20 protein-coding genes are annotated in these 19797 nt (G+C 42.8%); 4 read left to right on the forward strand and 16 right to left on the reverse strand.

The window, feature by feature from the left end; genetic code table 11:
• Positions 1 to 116 precede the first annotated feature (116 nt).
• Complete coding sequence (locus tag LCU_RS04790; protein WP_004265189.1) at positions 117 to 1373, reverse strand: methionine gamma-lyase family protein; 1257 nt, start codon at positions 1371 to 1373, stop codon at positions 117 to 119.
• Positions 1374 to 1394: 21 nt separating this feature from the next.
• Positions 1395 to 2327 (reverse strand): tRNA (adenosine(37)-N6)-dimethylallyltransferase MiaA, encoded by a 933-nt coding sequence (gene miaA / locus LCU_RS04795; RefSeq protein WP_056965879.1) that lies wholly within the window; start codon positions 2325 to 2327, stop codon positions 1395 to 1397.
• Positions 2328 to 2429: 102 nt separating this feature from the next.
• Between miaA and LCU_RS04800 the strand changes: the two genes are divergently transcribed.
• On the forward strand, positions 2430 to 2609 hold the full coding sequence (locus LCU_RS04800; protein ID WP_004265196.1) for a DUF3042 family protein: 180 nt from the start codon (positions 2430 to 2432) through the stop codon (positions 2607 to 2609).
• 353 nt (positions 2610 to 2962) lie between these two features.
• Here the strand turns inward: LCU_RS04800 and LCU_RS04805 are convergent, their stop codons facing one another.
• The 7 genes from LCU_RS04805 to LCU_RS04835 all read right to left on the reverse strand — a co-directional run bounded on the left by LCU_RS04805 (position 2963) and on the right by LCU_RS04835 (position 8288).
• Positions 2963 to 3385: a rhodanese-like domain-containing protein gene (locus LCU_RS04805; RefSeq protein WP_004265272.1), complete on the reverse strand. Its 423-nt coding sequence runs from the start codon at positions 3383 to 3385 to the stop codon at positions 2963 to 2965.
• Between the two features lie 23 nt (positions 3386 to 3408).
• The gene (locus tag LCU_RS04810) at positions 3409 to 4380 is read right to left on the reverse strand and encodes an ROK family glucokinase (RefSeq protein WP_054644041.1); all 972 of its coding nucleotides are present in this window, start codon (positions 4378 to 4380) and stop codon (positions 3409 to 3411) included.
• Positions 4377 to 4610 (reverse strand): YqgQ family protein, encoded by a 234-nt coding sequence (locus LCU_RS04815; RefSeq protein WP_035185973.1) that lies wholly within the window; start codon positions 4608 to 4610, stop codon positions 4377 to 4379. Before LCU_RS04815 ends, LCU_RS04810 begins: the two co-directional genes overlap by 4 nt.
• 32 nt (positions 4611 to 4642) lie before the next feature.
• Entirely contained in the window at positions 4643 to 5302 is a 660-nt protein-coding gene (locus LCU_RS04820; RefSeq protein ID WP_056965878.1) for a rhomboid family intramembrane serine protease, read from the reverse strand.
• A gap of 10 nt (positions 5303 to 5312) precedes the next feature.
• Entirely contained in the window at positions 5313 to 5858 is a 546-nt protein-coding gene (locus tag LCU_RS04825) for a 5-formyltetrahydrofolate cyclo-ligase (protein ID WP_054644044.1), read from the reverse strand.
• A gap of 66 nt (positions 5859 to 5924) precedes the next feature.
• Positions 5925 to 6074: a 50S ribosomal protein L33 gene (gene rpmG, locus LCU_RS04830; protein ID WP_011375028.1), complete on the reverse strand. Its 150-nt coding sequence runs from the start codon at positions 6072 to 6074 to the stop codon at positions 5925 to 5927.
• Positions 6075 to 6182: 108 nt separating this feature from the next.
• Positions 6183 to 8288 carry a peptidoglycan D,D-transpeptidase FtsI family protein gene (locus LCU_RS04835; protein ID WP_056965876.1) on the reverse strand — a complete coding sequence of 702 codons (2106 nt, stop codon included), beginning with the start codon at positions 8286 to 8288 and terminating at the stop codon, positions 6183 to 6185.
• 276 nt (positions 8289 to 8564) lie between these two features.
• Between LCU_RS04835 and LCU_RS04840 the strand changes: the two genes are divergently transcribed.
• Positions 8565 to 11177 (forward strand): YfhO family protein, encoded by a 2613-nt coding sequence (locus LCU_RS04840; RefSeq protein WP_056965875.1) that lies wholly within the window; start codon positions 8565 to 8567, stop codon positions 11175 to 11177.
• A 58-nt stretch (positions 11178 to 11235) separates the two neighbouring features.
• Here the strand turns inward: LCU_RS04840 and LCU_RS04845 are convergent, their stop codons facing one another.
• On the reverse strand, positions 11236 to 13350 hold the full coding sequence (locus tag LCU_RS04845; protein ID WP_056965872.1) for a cation:proton antiporter: 2115 nt from the start codon (positions 13348 to 13350) through the stop codon (positions 11236 to 11238).
• Between the two features lie 85 nt (positions 13351 to 13435).
• Positions 13436 to 14350, reverse strand: a complete 915-nt coding sequence (murB, locus tag LCU_RS04850) for a UDP-N-acetylmuramate dehydrogenase (RefSeq protein ID WP_056965870.1) — start codon at positions 14348 to 14350, stop codon at positions 13436 to 13438.
• Positions 14351 to 14480: 130 nt separating this feature from the next.
• Here murB and LCU_RS04855 point away from each other — a divergent pair, with 130 nt between their 5' ends.
• Together LCU_RS04855 and LCU_RS04860 are read left to right on the forward strand one after the other, a co-directional pair.
• Positions 14481 to 15245: an exodeoxyribonuclease III gene (locus LCU_RS04855; protein WP_056965868.1), complete on the forward strand. Its 765-nt coding sequence runs from the start codon at positions 14481 to 14483 to the stop codon at positions 15243 to 15245.
• Between the two features lie 36 nt (positions 15246 to 15281).
• Positions 15282 to 15818: a 3'-5' exonuclease gene (locus LCU_RS04860; protein WP_054644045.1), complete on the forward strand. Its 537-nt coding sequence runs from the start codon at positions 15282 to 15284 to the stop codon at positions 15816 to 15818.
• Between the two features lie 191 nt (positions 15819 to 16009).
• On the opposite strand, the gene LCU_RS04865 is transcribed toward LCU_RS04860, so the two are convergent.
• The 5 genes from LCU_RS04865 to LCU_RS04885 form a co-directional block, all read right to left on the reverse strand.
• Entirely contained in the window at positions 16010 to 16909 is a 900-nt protein-coding gene (locus LCU_RS04865) for a DMT family transporter (protein WP_054644046.1), read from the reverse strand.
• Position 16910: 1 nt separating this feature from the next.
• Positions 16911 to 17447, reverse strand: coding sequence for a GNAT family N-acetyltransferase (locus LCU_RS04870; RefSeq protein WP_054644047.1), 537 nt, complete (start codon positions 17445 to 17447; stop codon positions 16911 to 16913).
• Positions 17437 to 17901, reverse strand: coding sequence for a tRNA (adenosine(37)-N6)-threonylcarbamoyltransferase complex ATPase subunit type 1 TsaE (tsaE, locus tag LCU_RS04875; RefSeq protein ID WP_004265209.1), 465 nt, complete (start codon positions 17899 to 17901; stop codon positions 17437 to 17439). The genes LCU_RS04870 and tsaE overlap by 11 nt, the downstream gene beginning before the upstream one ends.
• A 114-nt stretch (positions 17902 to 18015) precedes the next feature.
• Entirely contained in the window at positions 18016 to 19002 is a 987-nt protein-coding gene (gene pta, locus LCU_RS04880) for a phosphate acetyltransferase (protein WP_056965866.1), read from the reverse strand.
• A gap of 90 nt (positions 19003 to 19092) precedes the next feature.
• Positions 19093 to 19779: a uracil-DNA glycosylase gene (locus LCU_RS04885; protein ID WP_054644048.1), complete on the reverse strand. Its 687-nt coding sequence runs from the start codon at positions 19777 to 19779 to the stop codon at positions 19093 to 19095.
• Positions 19780 to 19797: the final 18 nt, after the last annotated feature.

Raw genomic sequence — 19797 nt, forward strand, 5'->3', positions numbered from 1 at the left:
CAATCCAAAGCATCTCTTAAAACCGACCGCTACGATTCGTTGCACCCTTATCATACCATGCTTAACGCACAAAAAAAGCGGTCAATCAAACGCGAATTTGATTGACCGCTTGGCATTTATTTTTCAAAGAAGGTTGTTTGGACTGCCCGACTAATCGCGAGTTTAACGTGCGCGTAAGTTAACCCACCTTGTAAGTAAAGTGTATATGGGGCGCGCAATGGGCCGTCTGCTGAAAATTCGATGCTGGCACCTTGGATAAAGGTCCCGGCAGCCATTACGATTTGATCTTCGTAACCGGCAAAATCACTTGGAATGGGGGTCACAAATGAATCGATTGGTGATTGCGCTTGAACACAACCAGCGAACTTAACCATATCATCCGGATTACCGAAGTTCACCGTTTGAATCAAGTCTGTTCTAGGGGCATCCCATTTAGGTGAGACACTCAAGCCCATTTGTTCCAAAAGCGCTGCTTCAAAAACAGCCCCTTTAATCGCATTACCAGTCACACTTGGTGCTAAGAAGAAACCTTCAAACATCAATTGCAGATTGCCTTGTGTGGCGCCTTCACTGGCACCAACACCTGGCACAGTCAGGCGATAACCAATCATTTCGATTAATTTTTCAGTCCCGACGATGTAACCACCCGTTTGCGCAATCCCACCACCAGCATTTTTGATTAAAGAACCGGCCATTACGTCGGCCCCGAATTCTGTTGGTTCCGTTGTTTCAGAGAATTCACCGTAAGCATTATCGACAAAGACAATCAATTCAGGGTTAATGTTTTTGACAAAGGCAATCATTTCCTTGATTTTATCAACCGTGAAACTATCCCGATCAGCATAGCCACGTGAACGTTGGATAGCGACCACTTTTGTCTTAGCTGTAATTTTGGTCCGGGCCGTTTCAAAATCCACGGCACCATCAGCTAATAATGGCACAAAATCGAATCCGATTTGGAATTCTTTTAGTGAACCAATCCCGTTACCGGCCATCCCGATGACTTCTTGCAACGTATCATATGGTTCGCCCGTAAGATATAAAAGATCATCGCCAGGCCGCAACATCCCCAATAAGGCCGTTCCAATCGCGTGTGTGCCGGAAACCAATTGCGGCCGCACAAGCGCATCTTCAGTTTTGAAAACGTGACTATAGACGGCCTCTAACTTATCGCGTCCTTGATCATCGTTGCCGTAACCGGTTGTCCCGTTTAAATGCGATTCAGAAATATTTTCTGCTTGAAACGCTTCGAGCACCTTTGCTTGATTATTGATGATTTGTTCATCCAGTGCTTGTAAACGCGGTGCGATTTGCGTATCAACTGCTGCGATTTTAGCTTGTAATTCTGGTGCTAAGTTTGCTTGCCAATCCATTTTTTAACCACTCCATTTCTATTATTGCTGTAACCATTGTTGTAAATCGGTTTGAATCCGAGCCAAATCGGCTTCAGGTTGTTCAACCAGATTATACCAATTGACCGGAATCTGGTTTCTAAACCACGTTAGTTGTCGTTTTGCGTAGTGCCGTGAATTTTGTTTTACTTGAGCAATTGCCACGTCTAATGAACAGTCACTATCAAAGTATGGGAAGAACTCTTTATACCCAATCCCCCGCACGGCTTGCGGACTCGTTTCACGATGTGCATAAGCCAACCGCGCTTCTTCTAAAAGTCCAGCATCGATCATTTGATCCACCCGCTGGTTGATTCGCTCGTATAATAATGCACGGTCACAATTCAATCCAATAATAAACGTATCATAACGTAATTCTTTTGGCTTTTGTTGTGAAAACAAAGTTCCCGTTGTTTCATAAACCTCTAATGCGCGAACCACACGCCGTGGATTCGCACTCGGAATTTTAGCGGCTGCTTGCGGATCAATTTGATTAAGCATCTGCCACAAAGCTTCTTCAGAATGCTGATCCAAAAAAGTTTGCCATTTTTGACGAATCGTAAAATTCTGTTCCGCATCTTGCGCACTACCCAGGGTCATATCGTACAGTAACGCCTGCAAATAAAGTCCCGTTCCACCAACAACCAAGGGCATGTGTTGCCGGCTGACGATTTCAGTGACGAGTTGTTGTCCTTGCTGTTGAAAGTCAAAGGCAGTGAAGCGTTGATCGATATCCGCCACATCAATTAAGTGGTGCGGCGCAAGCGCCTGCTCTTTTGGTGTGACTTTGGCCGTACCGATGTCTAACTGGCGATAAACCTGCATCGCATCCCCGGAAATAATCTCACCTTGCAACTGTTGTGCGAGTTGTAGACTTAACGCTGTTTTACCAACGCCTGTCGGACCAACAATGACGATTAGCTTTTCTTTTTCCATATTTTCACCACATTAATTAACGTATTTTACTAGCTATTCGCGCTTAAATACGCGATAATAAAGTTGTACTTGAATGAATTGAGACTTGAGGAGGCTTTACCTATGAAACATAAATTTCTAAAAGGTTTCGTAATCGGAACCGTTTCAACAGTCGGCGCGATTGCCGGTTCACTCTTGGCATTTAAGAAGACCGTCGTTGATCCAATCGAAGAAAAAGAAAATCAAATTGAAGAAAGTCGTCGACGTGCTAACCGTAAGAGCCATTCAGCTCACCAAGGCTAAGCGCTTTGAAAAGACTGCGTCCGTTGCCTGATTGGCGACGGACTTTTTTTGTGGAAACGTGCTTTTTAAAGCTGACTCTTGGGATTAGCTTCGTATTGCAAACGACCGACTTTGTCGGTCATTAACAACACTATGCTAATGCTCAGAGTCAAACCGCTTTAAACGCACTCTGTTTTGAAACGTGCGCCGCCAGATATACTCTTTCGGTTAGTTACATACCGCAAACGATCGGCTCTGCCGCTCATTTACGGTATGCCACTAATCCTCAGAGTATGACCATCTGCCTGCGCACTCTATAAAAAGCCCAACAGTTGACTAGTTTTTTTCGCTAGTAACTCTTGGGCTTTTTTGGTTTAATTTAATTTCTTTTTACGCTTTGTTTTGCCGGTCCAACCAGCATAACCCTTTTTCAACCATTTAATGTCGGTGAAACCAGCTTTTCTTAACTTCAGTGCTGCTCGGATACTGAGCGTAATGCCTGCATCATATAAGTAGACTGGTAAGTCCATCCGTAGTTCACCCATATTTTGTTTCAACATTGGATAAGGTAAGTTGCGGGCGCCTAAAATGTGGCCTGCATCAAAATCTTTTTTATCCCGTAAGTCGACAATTTGGGCCTTGCGCATTGTTTCTTCAAACGCCGCTTCCGTTAATTCGCCGCCTAAGCGTTTGCGTTGAATTTGATAATATGCCCAATCGCCCAAGAACCAAAGTAAAATGGCGATCAGAATAATATTAATTACTACCCATACATTAATTGTCCCTAATACAAGCATCGATAAGACTCCCTTATAACAAATTATTGTTGATCAAATTGAAGTGCAAGTGAAGCAGCCCCGATAACACCGGCTACGTTTCCTAAGTTTGCTAAACGAATCTTAGTCGTATTTTTAACATTTGGGAATGTAAATTCTTCAAAGTAAGCTTCAACTTGTTTACGTAAAAATTCCCCAGCAGCTGAAACACCACCACCGATAACGATGTAAGCGGGATTCAACATGTTCCCAACGTTAGCTAATGCTAAACCAAGGTAGTAAGAAACACGATCAACAACCTTAACAGCCAATGCATCTGATTCTTTAGCCATGTCAAAAACTAATTTAGAGCTGATTTCTTCACCATCATCCAACATTGTCTTTAATTTTGAATTACCAGCGTATTCTTCAGCCATGTCACGTGCAACGCGCACAACACCGGTTGCTGAAGCATAAGTTTCTAAACAACCTTGTTTGCCACACGTACATTCATAACCATGTGGTTCAACTGTTACGTGGCCTAATTCACCTGCAGAACCAGCAACACCGTGTAATAAATGGCCATCAGCAACGATCCCGCCGCCAACTCCAGTGCCAAGTGTGACAAAAGCAACATCGGGTTGGTTTTCACCAGCACCCTTCCAACGTTCACCTAAAGCAGCAACGTTGGCATCATTATCAATTGCAAGCTTCATGTGTGTGCCAGCTTCGATATCGCGACGTAAGTATTGGGTTGTCTTCCAGTTTAAGTTGTAAGCACCAATAACGGTCCCTTCTTTACTGTTAACACTACCAGGTGTGCCCATACCAATCCCGATGAAATCAGCAGGTGTCATGTTATATAAATCTAAATGATGATTAATCGATTCAATGATATCCGGTGTAATGTGGCTACCTTCATCTAAAATATCCGTATCGATACTCCAGCGTTGTTGGATTTCGCCATCCATTGTCATAATTGCAAATTTAGCAGTTGTCCCGCCTAAATCAACGCCGATTAACTTCTTGTCTGTCATTTAAACTTCTCCTCCAATAAATTGTGATTAAACGCTTCATTTTTCTCCAACCGATGTTCACGCACTAAAACCATCTTAGCATCACGATACACTTTGCCATCGATTAACCCCGCATCATAAACGTGCCGTAATTCGATACTGGTGAGCTCGATATCCCAAAGTCGTTTACCAAGATGGACGTAAACGCCAAATTGTTTTAAAAGTTGTTGTACATCATATAGAGTTCTCATCAACTTCACCTTTAACATTATACATAAATTGATTAATGATTCATACCCAGAAAACCAAATAAAATCATCGTTGCAACATAAATTAACCCACTCACCACACGGTTCAGCGGGTCAATCTTACCCACTTTAGGTGCACCCAGCGCCATACTACTTAAAAAGCCGCCAAGTACCCCACCTACCATTGCGTACAATGCATTGTGATCGACAATAAATTGTAATCCGATTGTTAAAAATAAAAACAGCCAATACTGGCGTGCCACTTGTCCTAGCACGGATTCTTCTTTAAAGGCATCACCTAACATCAAGAAGCCACCGAATAGCCCTAAGATAGCTGTTCCAGCAGTCACGGTTGGTGTATCGAGACCAAAAAAAGCGCCCGTTGTAAACAAACTCGCCAAACTGCTCAGTATATAGATAGCTAATAGGCGCCAGTGTCCTAATAATCGTTCAAGTTGTCCACCAACAAAAAACAAAATAACCAAATCTACGAAGAGATTCATAAACCGGCCATGATTGACAGATGCCATCATAAACCCAATAATCCGGCCATTCATTAGCATGTTAACCGATGTAAAGCCGTTCAACCATACAACCGGATTCAAAAACATCATTGCAAACATCAAAATCGTTAGTAACATCAAGGCATACACCACAATCGGTGCGTCTTGCCAACGTTCTTTAAAATTAGTCATCTTTTCTCCTTTAGACCTGAAGAACCTGATCGAGTTGGATATCGAATTCATCAATGGCCCAATCAGCACTTCGTTGTTGTGGTTTAAGCGCTAGTGCAACAGTTGGCATTGGATATTTGGCAAGATAACGATCATAATAACCGCCACCAAAACCAACCCGCCAACCTTCTGGACTAAATGCTAGTCCCGGCACAATCATTAAATCAGGGATTAACACCTGGCTACCAGCTGTAACCACTGGTTCTAAAGCACCATAGGAACTCGTTGTTAATTCAGTGGTTGCCGTTAACGGGTAAAAAGCCATTTGTCGCTCTGGCAATGTCTTGGGCACTACAACTTCTTTACCGGCCAAACGAATGGCATCAATTACCGGCTGGGTCGCCATTTCAATTGGCTGACTCAACGTGACACCGATGATTGTTGCCTTTTGAAACACCTCGGTTGTCATTAACAATTCCAAAAGTTGTGCTTCTTGGGCATGTTTAAGCGCAGGCGTCTGCGCAAGCGTTTGTAATGCCGCAATTTGTTGTTGCCGAATTTGCTTTTTAGTCCGCATTCAAAAGCCTCCTTAATAAAAAAAAGCCCGAGCGCGAAGCGCCCCGACTTTTGATGTGCGTCACTATTATTTAGTTTCGCGGTGTAAAGTTACTTTGCGTTCGCGTGGGCAATATTTCTTTAATTCCAAGCGATCTGGATTGTTACGTTTATTTTTGTTTGATAAGTAACTACGTTCGTGACATTCTGTACATTCCATTGTAATGTGAACACGCATTGATATAGCCTCCAAGCTGTAAGTAAATTTCTAAAAAACTGTTTAATTCTTAGACTCTTAGTATCATACCATTTTTTATGGTATCTGAAAAGGTTATTTTGGAATATTTCATTCAGTAATGTTATTTAATTTATAGAAACTCGTAATCATTTCACGGGCTAGTAACGTATTGTAGTGCCCTTTATCAGAGTTTAAGTTCGGGAACACAATGGCGATTGCCACTTGCGGATTATCGTATGGAGCAAAGCCAACCAAACTAGAAGTAACGGTTTCGACTTGCTTACTTGTCGAATCGTTTGGATCTTCACGGGCAAATGATTGTGCCGTCCCGGTTTTAGCGCCAAGCGTTGGTTTAATATCTTTCAAGGTGTGTGCTGTCCCCCAAGCGTTGGTCCCATTGACAACGTTGTACATCCCTTTTTTAACGACATTAAAGTAACTTTCGGGCGCATCAACTGTGCTAAGCACTGTCGGCGTGGTCTTGGTACCAACTTGGCCAGCTGACCCATCGTTACCAGTTTGTTGAATCGAATCCACAAGGTATGGTTTCATTCGTTGACCACCGTTTGCGATGGTTGAAATGTATTGTGCCAATTGAATTAAGGTGTAGGCATCGTAGTTACCATAAGATAAATCAAGTAATGAACCATTGGCTGGCTCGCCATATTCATTGACGGTTGGCCCTTCGATCCCGGTGGCTTCACCTGGCAAATCAATCCCAGTCTTTTGTCCTAAGCCAAATTGACTGAAGTAGCCACGCATCTTCGTAAAGATATCTGAATCCATCGTTAACGAAGAATTGGGTACATATTTGGCATGCCCTTCTAACATCGCTAATTGCATCATGTAAATATTAGAAGAAACTTCCAACGCTGATTCAGCGTTCAATGATCCAAACGTCCCAACTGGGTAAACAGATTTCTTAACCGGCGTTCCTCTTAAATAGATTGGTGTATCCGGTAAGGTATTATTGGTTGGCGTAATCACACCATCCATTAAGCCCCCCATAACGGTCGCCCCTTTAATAGCAGACCCCATGACGAAGGTGTGATTAATCACCCCGAGCGCATCATCGGCAATTTCACCTGACTTACGATCGTTGGATTCGCCAGCCATTGCTAAAATAGCACCTGTTTTCGGATTCATCGCCACGGCATAGGCACCATCAGAATACTGAGTGGCTCCCGCTGCTTTTGCCTGATCATAGACTTTCTTCAAAGCCGCTTCCACTTGCGTTTGATAAGCTTGGTCAATTGTTAAATTTAAATTACTCCCTTTTTGCCCTTTAAATAAGACATTACTTGAGAGAATCTGATTATTCGCACCAACTTCAACTTGTGATTGCGACTTAGAACCATGCAAGACACTTTCGTATTGCTTTTCTAAATAACTGGTCCCAACGCGATCATTACGCGAATAGCCCTGTGCTAGCAAGGAGTTGACGCCATCTTCTGGTAACCCTTGCTCTTCAGTTGAAACATGCCCAATAATACTGCGCATTGAATCGCCATTAGGATAAGCCCGTTCCCAATCGGTGCTGACATTAATCCCTGGCAAACTCGTTAGATGTTCACTGATTTCAGCAATTTCCTTATCAGTCACATCCGTATTTTTAATATAAACTGTCGATAATTGATAAGCCCCACTCATAATTTTGAAAATCGCAGCGGCTTGTTTTTGTTGCTCGTTTAACCCTTTAAACGACTTTTTAACCAATTCGATTGTTGATTGATAAACCTTCTTTTCTGGCAACTCAGAACCATCACTGGCAACCTTCGCAGATTTAGGCAGTTTTGCGTTCCATTTTTTAAGATTCTTGGGGTTACTGAGGTAGTAGTCAATCTGATCACGTTCAGTTAACTTATCCGTCGGGACCGTTAAATATTGGGTTAACTTATTGGCCTCTGCATACATTTTGTCTGCCAAGACATTCATATTCTTCGTATAAGTAATCGCCGGTTTAGCAGTATTCCCAACTAAGACACGGCCCTTTGAATCCAGAATCATCCCTCGAGGCACGTTACCTGTAACGATTTTCTTATCAGTACTGTTGACCATCGCTTGAAAATTAGCGCCCTCCATCACTTGCAGGCGTCCCAATTGCATAATCAACGCGGCAAATAACGCGAAGACAACGAATAATAGGAAATTTAAGCGGAATGGAATCAGTGATTTTTCACGATTTTGTTTGTTTTTTCTCTTAATGATTTTCACAGACGGTCAGATACTCCTTATTTAGCGCCGCTCTAGTAAAAGATGGCGCCGCTCTATGCTTCAAAAAGTCGCCAAGCGACCTTTTGAGCGATTTTGTGCTGTATTGTTTAAGTTTAGCAAAATTATCTTAAACAAGCTATGCCAAATCTCTAAATTCAAACGAGATTATGGTATGCTTAAGCATAGTCATTAACTGGTTATATTTTACAGCTTTTCTCAGTTAAAAACGGACTAGCAACCTAATTTTTAGATTTTTTTATTAATTGGAGGATTACCGTGAGTCGATTTTACGCTTTTGCACGTCGTCATTATACATTAGGCCTTAGTTTCTTACTACCATTTGGCATTTTATTTATCTACGGACTACTTCGACAAGTGTTCCCTTTTGGAGGGCAAACAATCCTGACTGTTGATCTAGGCCAACAATACATCGATTTTTACGCTTTTTTCAGAAGTACGCTATTGCACCATCCCGAAACTTTTTTTTATTCCTTTGCTAAGGGCTTAGGGGGCGACATGCTTGGGGTCTGGGCTTACTATTTGATGAGTCCATTCAATCTAATCGTCCTATTGACACCAGGAACTTGGTTGAGTTTTGGTGTTTGGCTGCTTGTCCTTTTCAAAACAGGCGCCAGTGGTCTTAGCTTTGCGTACTACTTAAAATCTAACAAACTACTCCATAGCTGGTGGTTACCGACACTTAGTGTTGTCTACGCCTTATCCGGGTTTGCAATTGCCAACCAGTTTAACGTTATGTGGTTGGATGCACTCGTCTGGCTTCCACTAGTTGTCTTAGGCATCGACCGGCTCTTTACAGGCCGTCACTTTTGGCTTTATCCATTGAGTCTTGCCGCACTCTTAATGAGTAACTATTATATGGGCTATATGGTTTGCCTGTTTGTCATTGCTTATTTTGCGTGGGCTTGTGCTCATTATTGGCAAACTTGGCGCCATCTATGGCAACGCGCTGTCCGCTTCATCAGTGGCTCACTCTTGGCCGGTTTACTCTCAGCCTGGCTCCTATTGCCAACTTTTTTCCAATTGACGCAGAGCAAAGGGCAGTACACCATTCAAAAGATTCATTGGAAGTTCGAATATAATCCGCTTAAGATGCTTTCTAAACTTGTGATTGGCAATTTTAACTTCGACCAAATGCCAAAAGGCGAACCGAATATATTCGTCGGCAGTCTCGTATTGATTTGTGCCATCTTGTATTTTGGAACACGCAAGATCGCCTGGCAAGAACGGTTAGTTGCCTTATTAGTCACCATTTTCTTAGGTGTTTCAATGTGTTATGAACCCCTTGATTTATTATGGCACGGCATGCAATTTCCAGTTTGGTATCCTTACCGCTTTTCATATGTGGTTAGCTTTTGGCTAATCGTGCTCGCGGTTCAACGGCTCCACCAGCACCTTCGATTTAGTTGGTATCAACTCTTGTTGCCGTTTTTAATGTTGATGGCGGCTTTTGGTTATACTGCCAAACATCTCAAGAGCTTCACCGCGCTAAGTCCTAATCAGATTAACTTAAGCATCGCTTTCTTACTGATGACATGCTTGCTTTTACTCCTGAAAAAGCCGCTCAAGCACTATTATCCTTTGCTCTTAGTTCTATGCGTCGGTGGTGAGATGGTCACCAACGCGACAATGAGTCTTAATCAAATTAGCTATGTCTCACAAAAAGATTACGCAGATTATACAGCTCATTTACAATCAGCCATTAGCGCAATTCCAAATAAAACCGCGTTTCAACGAATTGGCAAAACCTTTATGCGGACAAAAAATGACCCGATGCAAGCTGATTATTTCGGCGGATCTCATTTTAATTCGATGCTCGAACTGAGCTATCCGAAATTCATGGGCAGCATTGGCGAACCAGCTGGCGATGGCGCCGTTGCCGATACTAATCAGACCCTGTTCACCGATGCGTTATTAGGTTATCGCTACTACCTTAACAATACTAGTGGGCAAGCAACAATTCCACTCAGTACGAATAAGCCGGACTTAGCACGTTATAACTTACTCAAAAAAAAAGATCAAATTGCAATTTATCAAAACCCCAACGCACTTGATTTAGGCTTTGCGGCCTCTGAAAAAGTGCTTAAACATCATGTGGTTGCCAATTATCCCATCCTTGAACAGAACCAGATTGCGGCAGACTTAGTCAATTCAGCGACAGAACAGCCACTCTTCACACTTCAATTTTTCAATACTGTCACTTACAAGAATGCTAAACAAAAACCAAAACTCAACGAAACTTTCCTCCGGGTTGATCCGAAGAATCCAGCTCACGTCATCTATACCTTCACACCCACAACGAGTGACCCCTATTACCTCACATTAGGCTCAAACCTCGAAAAAAATGCGGTTCAGGTCTCATTAAACGGTCACACGCTACAACAATACGATACTTTCCGCGATACTGTCGTCTTAAACCTGACAAGTAACGCAATCGGCCAACAACAAACCGTTGACCTTAGCTTCTCTAAAAAGGAAATTTGGCTCCAAAATATTAATTTATATAGTTTGAATTATCAAGCATTGACGCACCTAACGCAGCAACTTCGTGCACATGCATTGAAACTGAATACTTTCTCAAACACAACCATCAAAGGAACGATCACCATTCCTCAACAAAACCAAGTCCTCATGACAACCGTCCCCTATGCTGCTGGTTGGCATGCAACGGTTGACGGCCATCCGGTTAAAATCAAACGCGGCTTGAAGAACTTCATCGCCATCCCGCTGAAAAAAGGTCACCATACCGTTACCCTTAAATACTGGCCACCTTATTTCTATTGGGGTTTGACGATTTCACTAATCAGCGCCGGCTTTGCAATTGGTGGTTATTACAGCTACAAATACTACCGCCGCCGCCACTTATTCTAACCATCAAAAAAAGCCCCACGCACTCAATTTAAAATGAGTGCGTGGGGCTTTTTTGAATCTATTCAGTATCCGTTCGTGCTAAGATCAGTGTATTTTCGGAATAGTTAATGTTTTTGCGTAATTCATCTGCAAGTTGCCATGAAATTTTATGTTGTTCCAATAACTCTTGAATCGCCACTCGTTCACTCGTGAGCGCTTTGATTCTTAATTTTTGTAATTGACGTTCATAGATAGCAGTCTTACTCCGCCCCCCATTTTTCATGTTTTCAATCTGATTCCGATACCGCACAATAATTTGATAAATAACCTGACGATTATAATGACGTTGGCGATTTTCAGGCTGTTTTAGGAAATACGACAATTGTTTAATTCCCGCCTTAGCCATTTCACGTTCAGTCAATTGCCACTCGGTTTCACTTGGTGATTTGGTATGCCGCGGCCAGAGATGCGTCAAAAAGCGTTTGCTGATTGACCAAGCACGATAGACTTGTAGTTGCACATGATGCCAATTAAAACTCGTCCCAATAACCGATAACATTACTTGTTTTTGCCGTAACTTACGTTTACCATGCCGATAGCTTTTAGCACTAATGGCCTTTTCAGCCCATAATAACTCTAACTTCTGACGTTCTCCGTCAAATGCCACTTGTCGCAAAATCAACTCTTCAGCAATTAACGGTGGTAGTTCGTCACTTGTGCTTGCTTCGCTTTGTTGACTCTCCAACCGGCGGATCATCAACTGATACTCTGCCAATAAATCTAAAGCAGCCCGGTTATTATCAATATGCCGTTGGGATTCGACCATGCTCGCTGCTACTTTGTACATGTAAATCTTAGCGTTTGTTTCATCCAATAAATCAGCAGCTGCTTCATCTTCTGCGGCTGCTTCGGCTTCAAGATCTCGTTGCATCCCTCGCATCTCGATTGGTGCTTTGACTTTTGTCAGCTTAGGAATTAAGACAACGGCCATCACCAGACTGACAATAATCACGCCGGCCGCAATAAAGAGCATTAAGCCGCGTTGAGGAAACGGTGAACCATCCGCTAAAACAGTTGGCACCGATAATACCCCGGCCATCGTAATCGCTCCACGAACCCCAGAAAGTCCAGAGAGCACTGCAATTTTAATGTTTTCGCGGAATGTTTTGGGATTCGTCTGGTTGGTGTAGAGCAAGTAAGCTAGTGTCCAGAGTCCCCGCACAATCACCAGAATCAACCAAACCGCTAAGACGAGGAGAATTTCTTCACTCGTATTAATCAGCGGATTATGCACGGTATTATGCATAGCGACAGGTAATTCAATCCCTAAAATTAAAAAGACAATCCCGTTTAATAAGTAAACACTGATTGACCAAGTTTGTTCGGTCACTAACTTCAACTCCGGTAAAAAATCGAGGAAGATATTCCGTGATGAATGACTGATGATCCCAGCTACCACCACCGCAATCACACCGGATGCGTGGAATAGATCTTCAACAATTAGATAGATGATAAACGGTGTCACCAACTGTAAAATCGTATGGAACATCACATCTTCAAAGCCTTCTTGTAGCATAAATAGGCGAATAAAATGAATGATTAACATGATAATCATCCCCGCTAGTGCGCCAACAATACTAATATACAGAAAATCGCCCGCGGCTTGTTGCCATGAGAAATAGCCGGTAACAGCGGCAGCAATCCCATATTTAAAGCTAATCAAGCCACTGGCATCGTTAATTAAACTTTCACCACTCACTAAGTGCAAAACCCGGGGCGGTAAATCGGCCTGTTCTGAAATCGATTGTACCGCCACCGGATCCGTTGGCGACAAGATTGCCGCTAACGCAAAACTTGCAGCCAGCGGTAACGCCGGGACTAACCAATGAATGGCCAAGCCGCCAATTAACGTCGTTGCAAAGACGAGGAAAATCGCATTCCCAATAATTGGTCCGCGCAACGCCCATAGTTCCTTCTTAGGAAAACGACGGCCATCGTTAAACAATAATGGTGCAACAAACACCAACATGAACCAATCTGTTTTTAGTGGAATCTTGACGGCAAATACTAACGCCACCATTAATCCCAACCCGATCTCAATTAAACTAACCGGTAAATTTGGCAAATAATGCCCGATGATATTGGCAATAATCACCAACGTAATTAACAAAATAACAGCTTCAATAATTGCCATCCCAACACCCTTTCTTTTTAAAACGCTCATCCTGATAAAAAAGCCCTGATAAAATCATCTTTTACCATAGCTTTTCATCATTGATTTAACCTTGCTTATGTTGCCCAATAATCCGGACTTCTGGTTCTAAGCGCACATTAAACTTCGCCCAGATCGTTTTTTGAATGTATTCGATCAACGTCAAATAATCCGTTGCCGTTGCGTGATCAATATTCACGATGAACCCGGCATGTTTTTTAGAAACTTGTGCGCCCCCAATTTGATGCCCTTGCAAGCCCGCTTTTTGAATCAACGGTCCGACAAAATGACCGACTGGTCGTTTAAAGACACTCCCACATGAGGGATATTCTAGCGGCTGTTTGGCAGCCCGCAAAGCGTTGACCTCATCCATCCGGGCGCGAATTGTTGGTGCCGCACCCGTTGCCATTTCAAAATAGGCAACCAACACAATACTGCCGTTATCTTGAATTAAACTATGCCGGTAACTGAAGTCTAAGTCAGCGGCCGTTAACGTCTGTACTTGATTATCGCGCATTAAAACATCAACGCGGGTCAGTACATCACTAATTTCGCCACCATATGCGCCGGCGTTCATAAAGACCGCACCGCCAACACTACCAGGAATGCCGGCAGCAAATTCTAAGCCGGTCAAACTACCGCTATAAGCTGCTTCAGAGGTTTGAATAATCCCTGCTCCAGCTTGCGCAGTCACCAAGTTACCTTCAACTTTAATCTGATTCATCGCCGTTAAGATGATGACTAAGCCTTTAATGCCACCGTCACGAACAATTAGATTACTAGCATTACCGATAATTGTGATGGGTAATGTCAGTTCATTGGCACTGGCCACTAATTGCCGCACTTCTGCAACAGATTTGGGGAGTGCGAGTAAATCTGCCGGTCCACCTGTTTTGGTAAAGGTGTATAAGCTCAATGGTTCTGCTTGATGAATCTCGATTGCTTGGTTTGCTTGTAAAAATACTTCAACTTGACTTGTCACAATTGTCGTTCCCCTCAAAAAATAATCTACTCCTAGTTTAACAAAGACGGCTTGAATTGAACAGCCAACACTTTTTTTGCGTATTATTGACTAGACCGTTAAAATGGAATTTAGAAATGAGGAATCGACAATGAAATTTATTTCTTGGAACGTTAATGGCTTACGCGCCGTTTTAAAAAAAGACTTTATGATCACTTTTAATCAACTAGATGCCGATTTTTTCTGTCTGCAAGAAACTAAGATGCAAGCCGGCCAAGTTGAATTAGATTTACCAGGTTATCATCAATACTTTAATTACGCTGAAAAAAAGGGCTATTCCGGTACTGCCATCTTCACTAAGCATAAACCGCTCACTGCAACTTATGGTATCGGCCAACCTGAACACGATCAAGAAGGACGCGTGATTACACTTGAATACCCTACTTTTTATTTAATCACTTGCTACACACCCAATTCACAGGATAAGTTGAAACGATTAGACTATCGCATGCGTTGGGAGAATACCTTTCAAACTTATATCGCTAATTTATCGACTCAAAAACCCGTCATTTTCTGCGGTGATTTAAACGTTGCCCATGAACCAATTGATCTGAAAAATGATAAGACCAATCATCATAACGCCGGCTTTTCAGATGAAGAACGAGGGCAAATGACAACCCTCTTAAATCGCGGCTTCACCGATACCTTCCGTTATTTCTATCCTGATCAACCCGATATTTATTCTTGGTGGAGTTATCGATTCCACGCCCGCGACAATAATGCCGGCTGGCGCATTGATTATTTCATTACTTCCAATGATCTCCAACCTAAATTAGTCGATGCCAAGATTCACACGGAAATTTTTGGTTCCGACCACTGCCCCGTCGAACTTGACACGCAAGATTTATTCGCTTAGAATAAGCAAACTTTATAAAAAGCGAGGTTCAAAATAATGAATTTTGTCGCAATGGATTTTGAAACCGCCAACGGTCAATGGCATAGTGCTTGCTCACTTGCCCTTGTTGTTGTGCGCAACGATCAAATCGTTGATAGTTTTTATACGTTAATTAAACCTGAAACTTATTTTAGCAGTCGCAATACGCAAATTCATGGCATTCATGAAGCCGATGTGGCTCAAGCGCCCAAGTTCAATCAAGTCTGGCCGCACATCGCACCATTTTTCACGCCAAACAAGTTAGTGGTCGCCCACAATGCGAATTTTGATATTGGTGTGTTGAAAAGTACACTCCAACACTACGACATTCCAGAACCCCATTATTTAGCGTTGGATACTCTCAAGACGAGTCGGCGGTTGTATCCGCAATTTGAGAATCATAAGTTAAACACCTTGTGTGATAACCTAGCGATTCCACTCGACAATCACCACAATGCACTGGCTGATAGTATCGCTTGTGCCAAGATTCTGATTAAAGAAGCCAACGATTTTGGCGTTGAACCGCTAAAAGCGGCCACCAAATTAATCGGCTAACAAAAAAAGAGCGGTTAACTTGTCTATGCAGACAGGCTAACCGCTCTTTTAGCGAATGGTGGATTAAAGCTAAATTGTCATTAGGGCTTCGACAAGATTAACAACTTCATCATAATCATTAATTTGTTTTGACTAATGTACGAGCTTTGTTTCGCTGTTAATTATACCACAATTCGGTTCATCGTGTTAACTTATTTTGACTTAGATTGACCAAGACTCAAGATAAACACCGTACTGATCACGAGAATCCCACCCACGACTTCCCAGGTGTTGAAACTCGTTTTCAAGAATAAAACAGTACCGATAGTCGCAGCTAATGGTTCAAAGGTATTCAATAAACCAGCCGTTGTCGGTGTGATATACCGTAAACTCCCCAAGAAACAAAGATTGGCGAGCGCGGTCCCAAACAAAGCAATGAATAAGACACTGCTGATTGTTGCCACATTCAACGGTGGAACACCGACCCAAAATGGATGAACAAATGTGAAGACCACCCCACCGATTAACATCGCCCAGCCCACAATCACTAATGTTGGATATTTTTGGAATAACTTAACCGGAATTAATGTGTTTAAAGCGCCAGAAAAGCCAAGGCATAAACTAAGTCCGAATGCCGCGTGTGAAATCGCCAAATGTGTCAGTTGTCCTTTTGTCACTAACAACCACGTCCCCAACAATGCAACAGTCACTGCAATTAGTTCAACGCGGCTAGGTGCTCTACGATAAATCACCAAGCTAATTAAGATGATCATGATGGTGCCTAGCTGTTGTAAAATCGTAGTCGTTGGTGCATTGCTGGCTTGAATCGTTAGAAAATAAAAATACTGAACGGCCGATAACCCTAATACTGCAAATAATAACATCCGCGTAAAGTCCCGCGGTTGCCGCCACACTGTAAAAACATCGTTCGGTTGTTTAATGAGCGCATAACCTAATAGAAATAGGCCTGAAAGCCCCATCTTAACCCCCATTAGCCATTCTGGCTTAATTGCCGTGTCAGTGAATAGCCACTGTGATACTGGCCCTTGAATCCCCCAAAATATTGATCCTAATACGGCTAAGTAAATTCCGCGTCCTCGTTGTTGTTGCATCTTAAATCTCCTCATCCATATTCATTAATTGGCACATTTGCACAACCGGAATATAGCCCGTTTCTGGCGCATAAAATCCGGCTGCTAATTGTGCTTCGGTCACAAAACCAAACCGTTTGTAAAGTGCAATTGCACGGTGATTACGGGCTTGTACTGTTAACTCAAGCCGTCGCGGATTTCCTATTTCTCGAACCGACGCTAAAAGGTGCGCCATCAAATCAGAGCCAATTCCGCGATGCCACTTCGCTTTTAAAACAGCGATACTAACTTCACTGATATGTGTTAGCCCCTGTTCTGTCGGACTATTCACACGAATTGCCCCGACAATTTGCTGTTGATCAAAAGCAAGCAATAATACATCTTGTTGCGATTCAAGAATACTTGCTATCAAAAATTCAGTAAATAATGGTGTTAAAGTGGCTAACTCCGCTGGTAACGCAACATACCGTGTTTCTTTAGCGACCGCCTTTAGAAAGCATAAATAAGCCCGCGCATCTGCTGCTTGCGCGGGCCGAATGTCAATTACACTAGTCTGCAAAACTAGTACGCACCAATGCTTCGTAGTGAGCGCCGTGCGGATCAAGTACTAACGTCCGAACTTGATCATCGCTAACATCCTTATTAAAATGAATCGTCAAATAATCGCTCGGTAGTTCTTCAGCAATAAATTGACTCCATTCAACCACCGAAACCCCGTCCCCATCGAAATACTCTTCTAAGCCTAAATCACTGGCGCCCGTTTCTTCCAATCGATACACATCCATATGATAGAGTGGTAACCGACCGTCTTGATACTCACGAATTAACGTAAATGTCGGACTCTTAATATAGCGGTCAATTCCCAGACCAGCTGCCAAGCCTTTCGTAAACGTTGTTTTACCAGCGCCTAAATCACCATCCAACAACAAGACATCACCGGCTTGGACTTGTTGGCCCAACTGTTTGGCAATCGCAATTGTTTGTTCTGGATCAGTTGTTTTAAATTCTAACATGTTCTGCCTCATTCTAATTGTTATCTGTGTGTCATTATACCGAAAAAAGCCCTGTTCGCAAAGTCAAAGACGCCAGCACAATTTTTCTGTGCTGGCGTCTTTGTTGTCGGTCAATTAGTTTTGTAATGCTTGAGCAGCCGTAATGATGGCTAACTTGTAAACATCTTCTTCGTTGCTCCCACGTGATAAATCAGAAATGGGTTGATTCAAACCTTGTAAAATTGGTCCGATGGCTTCGAAATTCCCAAAACGTTGGGCAATCTTGTAGCCAATGTTCCCTGATTGTAATTCTGGGAAAACAAACACAGTGGCTTGACCCGCCACTTTTGAATCTGGTGCTTTTTGGTTCGCAACAACTGGTACGTATGCGGCATCAAATTGTAGGTCACCATCAATGTCTAATTCTGGCGCAATTTCATGTGCAATCCGTGCTGCTTCTTGAACCTTCGTGACTTCGTCTGCTTTCGCAGACCCCATCGTTGAAAAGCTCAACAGCGCAACTTTCGGATCGATATCGAACAACTCAGCCGTCTTTGCAGATTCCACAGCAACTTCAGCCAATTCTTGCGCATTCGGGTTAATATTGATGGCGCAATCTGAGAATAAGTAACGTTCGTTATCGCGACCGCGTTGCATAATGAAGGCCCCGCTTGTGCGTTGGACACCTGGTTTTGTTTTAATAATTTGTAATGCTGGTCGAACAGTATCGCCTGTTGAATGCACGGCACCTGAAACCATCCCGTCGGCTAAGTTTAAATAAACCAGCATGGTGCCAAAATAATTAGGATCTTGTAAAATTGTTTGTGCTTGTTCAGGGGTTGCCTTGCCCTTGCGGCGTTCGACAAAAGCGGCAACCATTTTTTCAAAGTCAGCTGTTGGATATTCTTGTGGATCAATAATCGTTATCCCGTCCAAGTTAAATCCTTTAGCAGCAGCGATTTGTTGAATATCATTCGTTGCCCCAATTAAAATGGGTTTCAAAATCCGATCAGCATTCAACCGTGCTGCTGCACCAATAATTCTTGGTTCTGTTCCTTCCGGAAAAACAATTTTAAATTGCCGATTGGTAATCTTTGCTTTTAAGCTTTCAAATAAATCCACAATTGCAACCTCCAGTAAGCATTTTATTATTGCTAATGTAATCATACAACGTTTCTAATACCGCGACAAGTCAACAATGGTAACGCTTCATTATTCTACCGTGACTGTTTGTGGTAATTGCCAATTAATTGGCGCCATGCCCCATTGCTCAAGGGCAGTATTCGTCTGTGAGAAAGGTTTAGAGCCAAAGAAACCATGATAGGCTGACAAGGGACTGGGATGTACTGCAGTAATGACCGCATTTTGCGTCTCATCAATTAACCGCCGTTTATCCTTTGCCGCGTTTCCCCATAAAATGAAGACCACATGTCCCCGATTTGACAATGCAGCAATCGCCGCATCCGTTAGCTGTTCCCAACCTTGTTTACGATGCGAATTTGATTGACCTGCCCGCACGGTCAATACGGTGTTCAACAAGAACACGCCTTGATCCGCCCAACTCTTTAAATAGCCATGCTGAACCGGTTGAAAGCCAACATCCGTCTGCAATTCTTTATAAATATTTTGCAATGATGGTGGGACTTTGACCCCTGGTAAAACGGAAAAACTACACCCATGGGCTTGGTTCGGGCCATGATAAGGATCTTGTCCTAAAATGACGACTTTAACCTGTTCAAACGGTGTCCATTCAAAGGCTTGGAAAATATGGTGCATCTCTGGATAAACCGTGGTCGTTTGGTATTCCTGTTTCAAAAAGGTATGGAGCTGACCATAATAGGGTTTGGCAAACTCTGGTGCGAGAATCGTTTGCCACTCATTGTGAATAATTGCTTTCATCTGCTCACCTCATTAACT

Origin of the sequence: Latilactobacillus curvatus JCM 1096 = DSM 20019 (genome assembly GCF_004101845.1) — a bacterium.
GTDB lineage: Bacteria > Bacillota > Bacilli > Lactobacillales > Lactobacillaceae > Latilactobacillus > Latilactobacillus curvatus.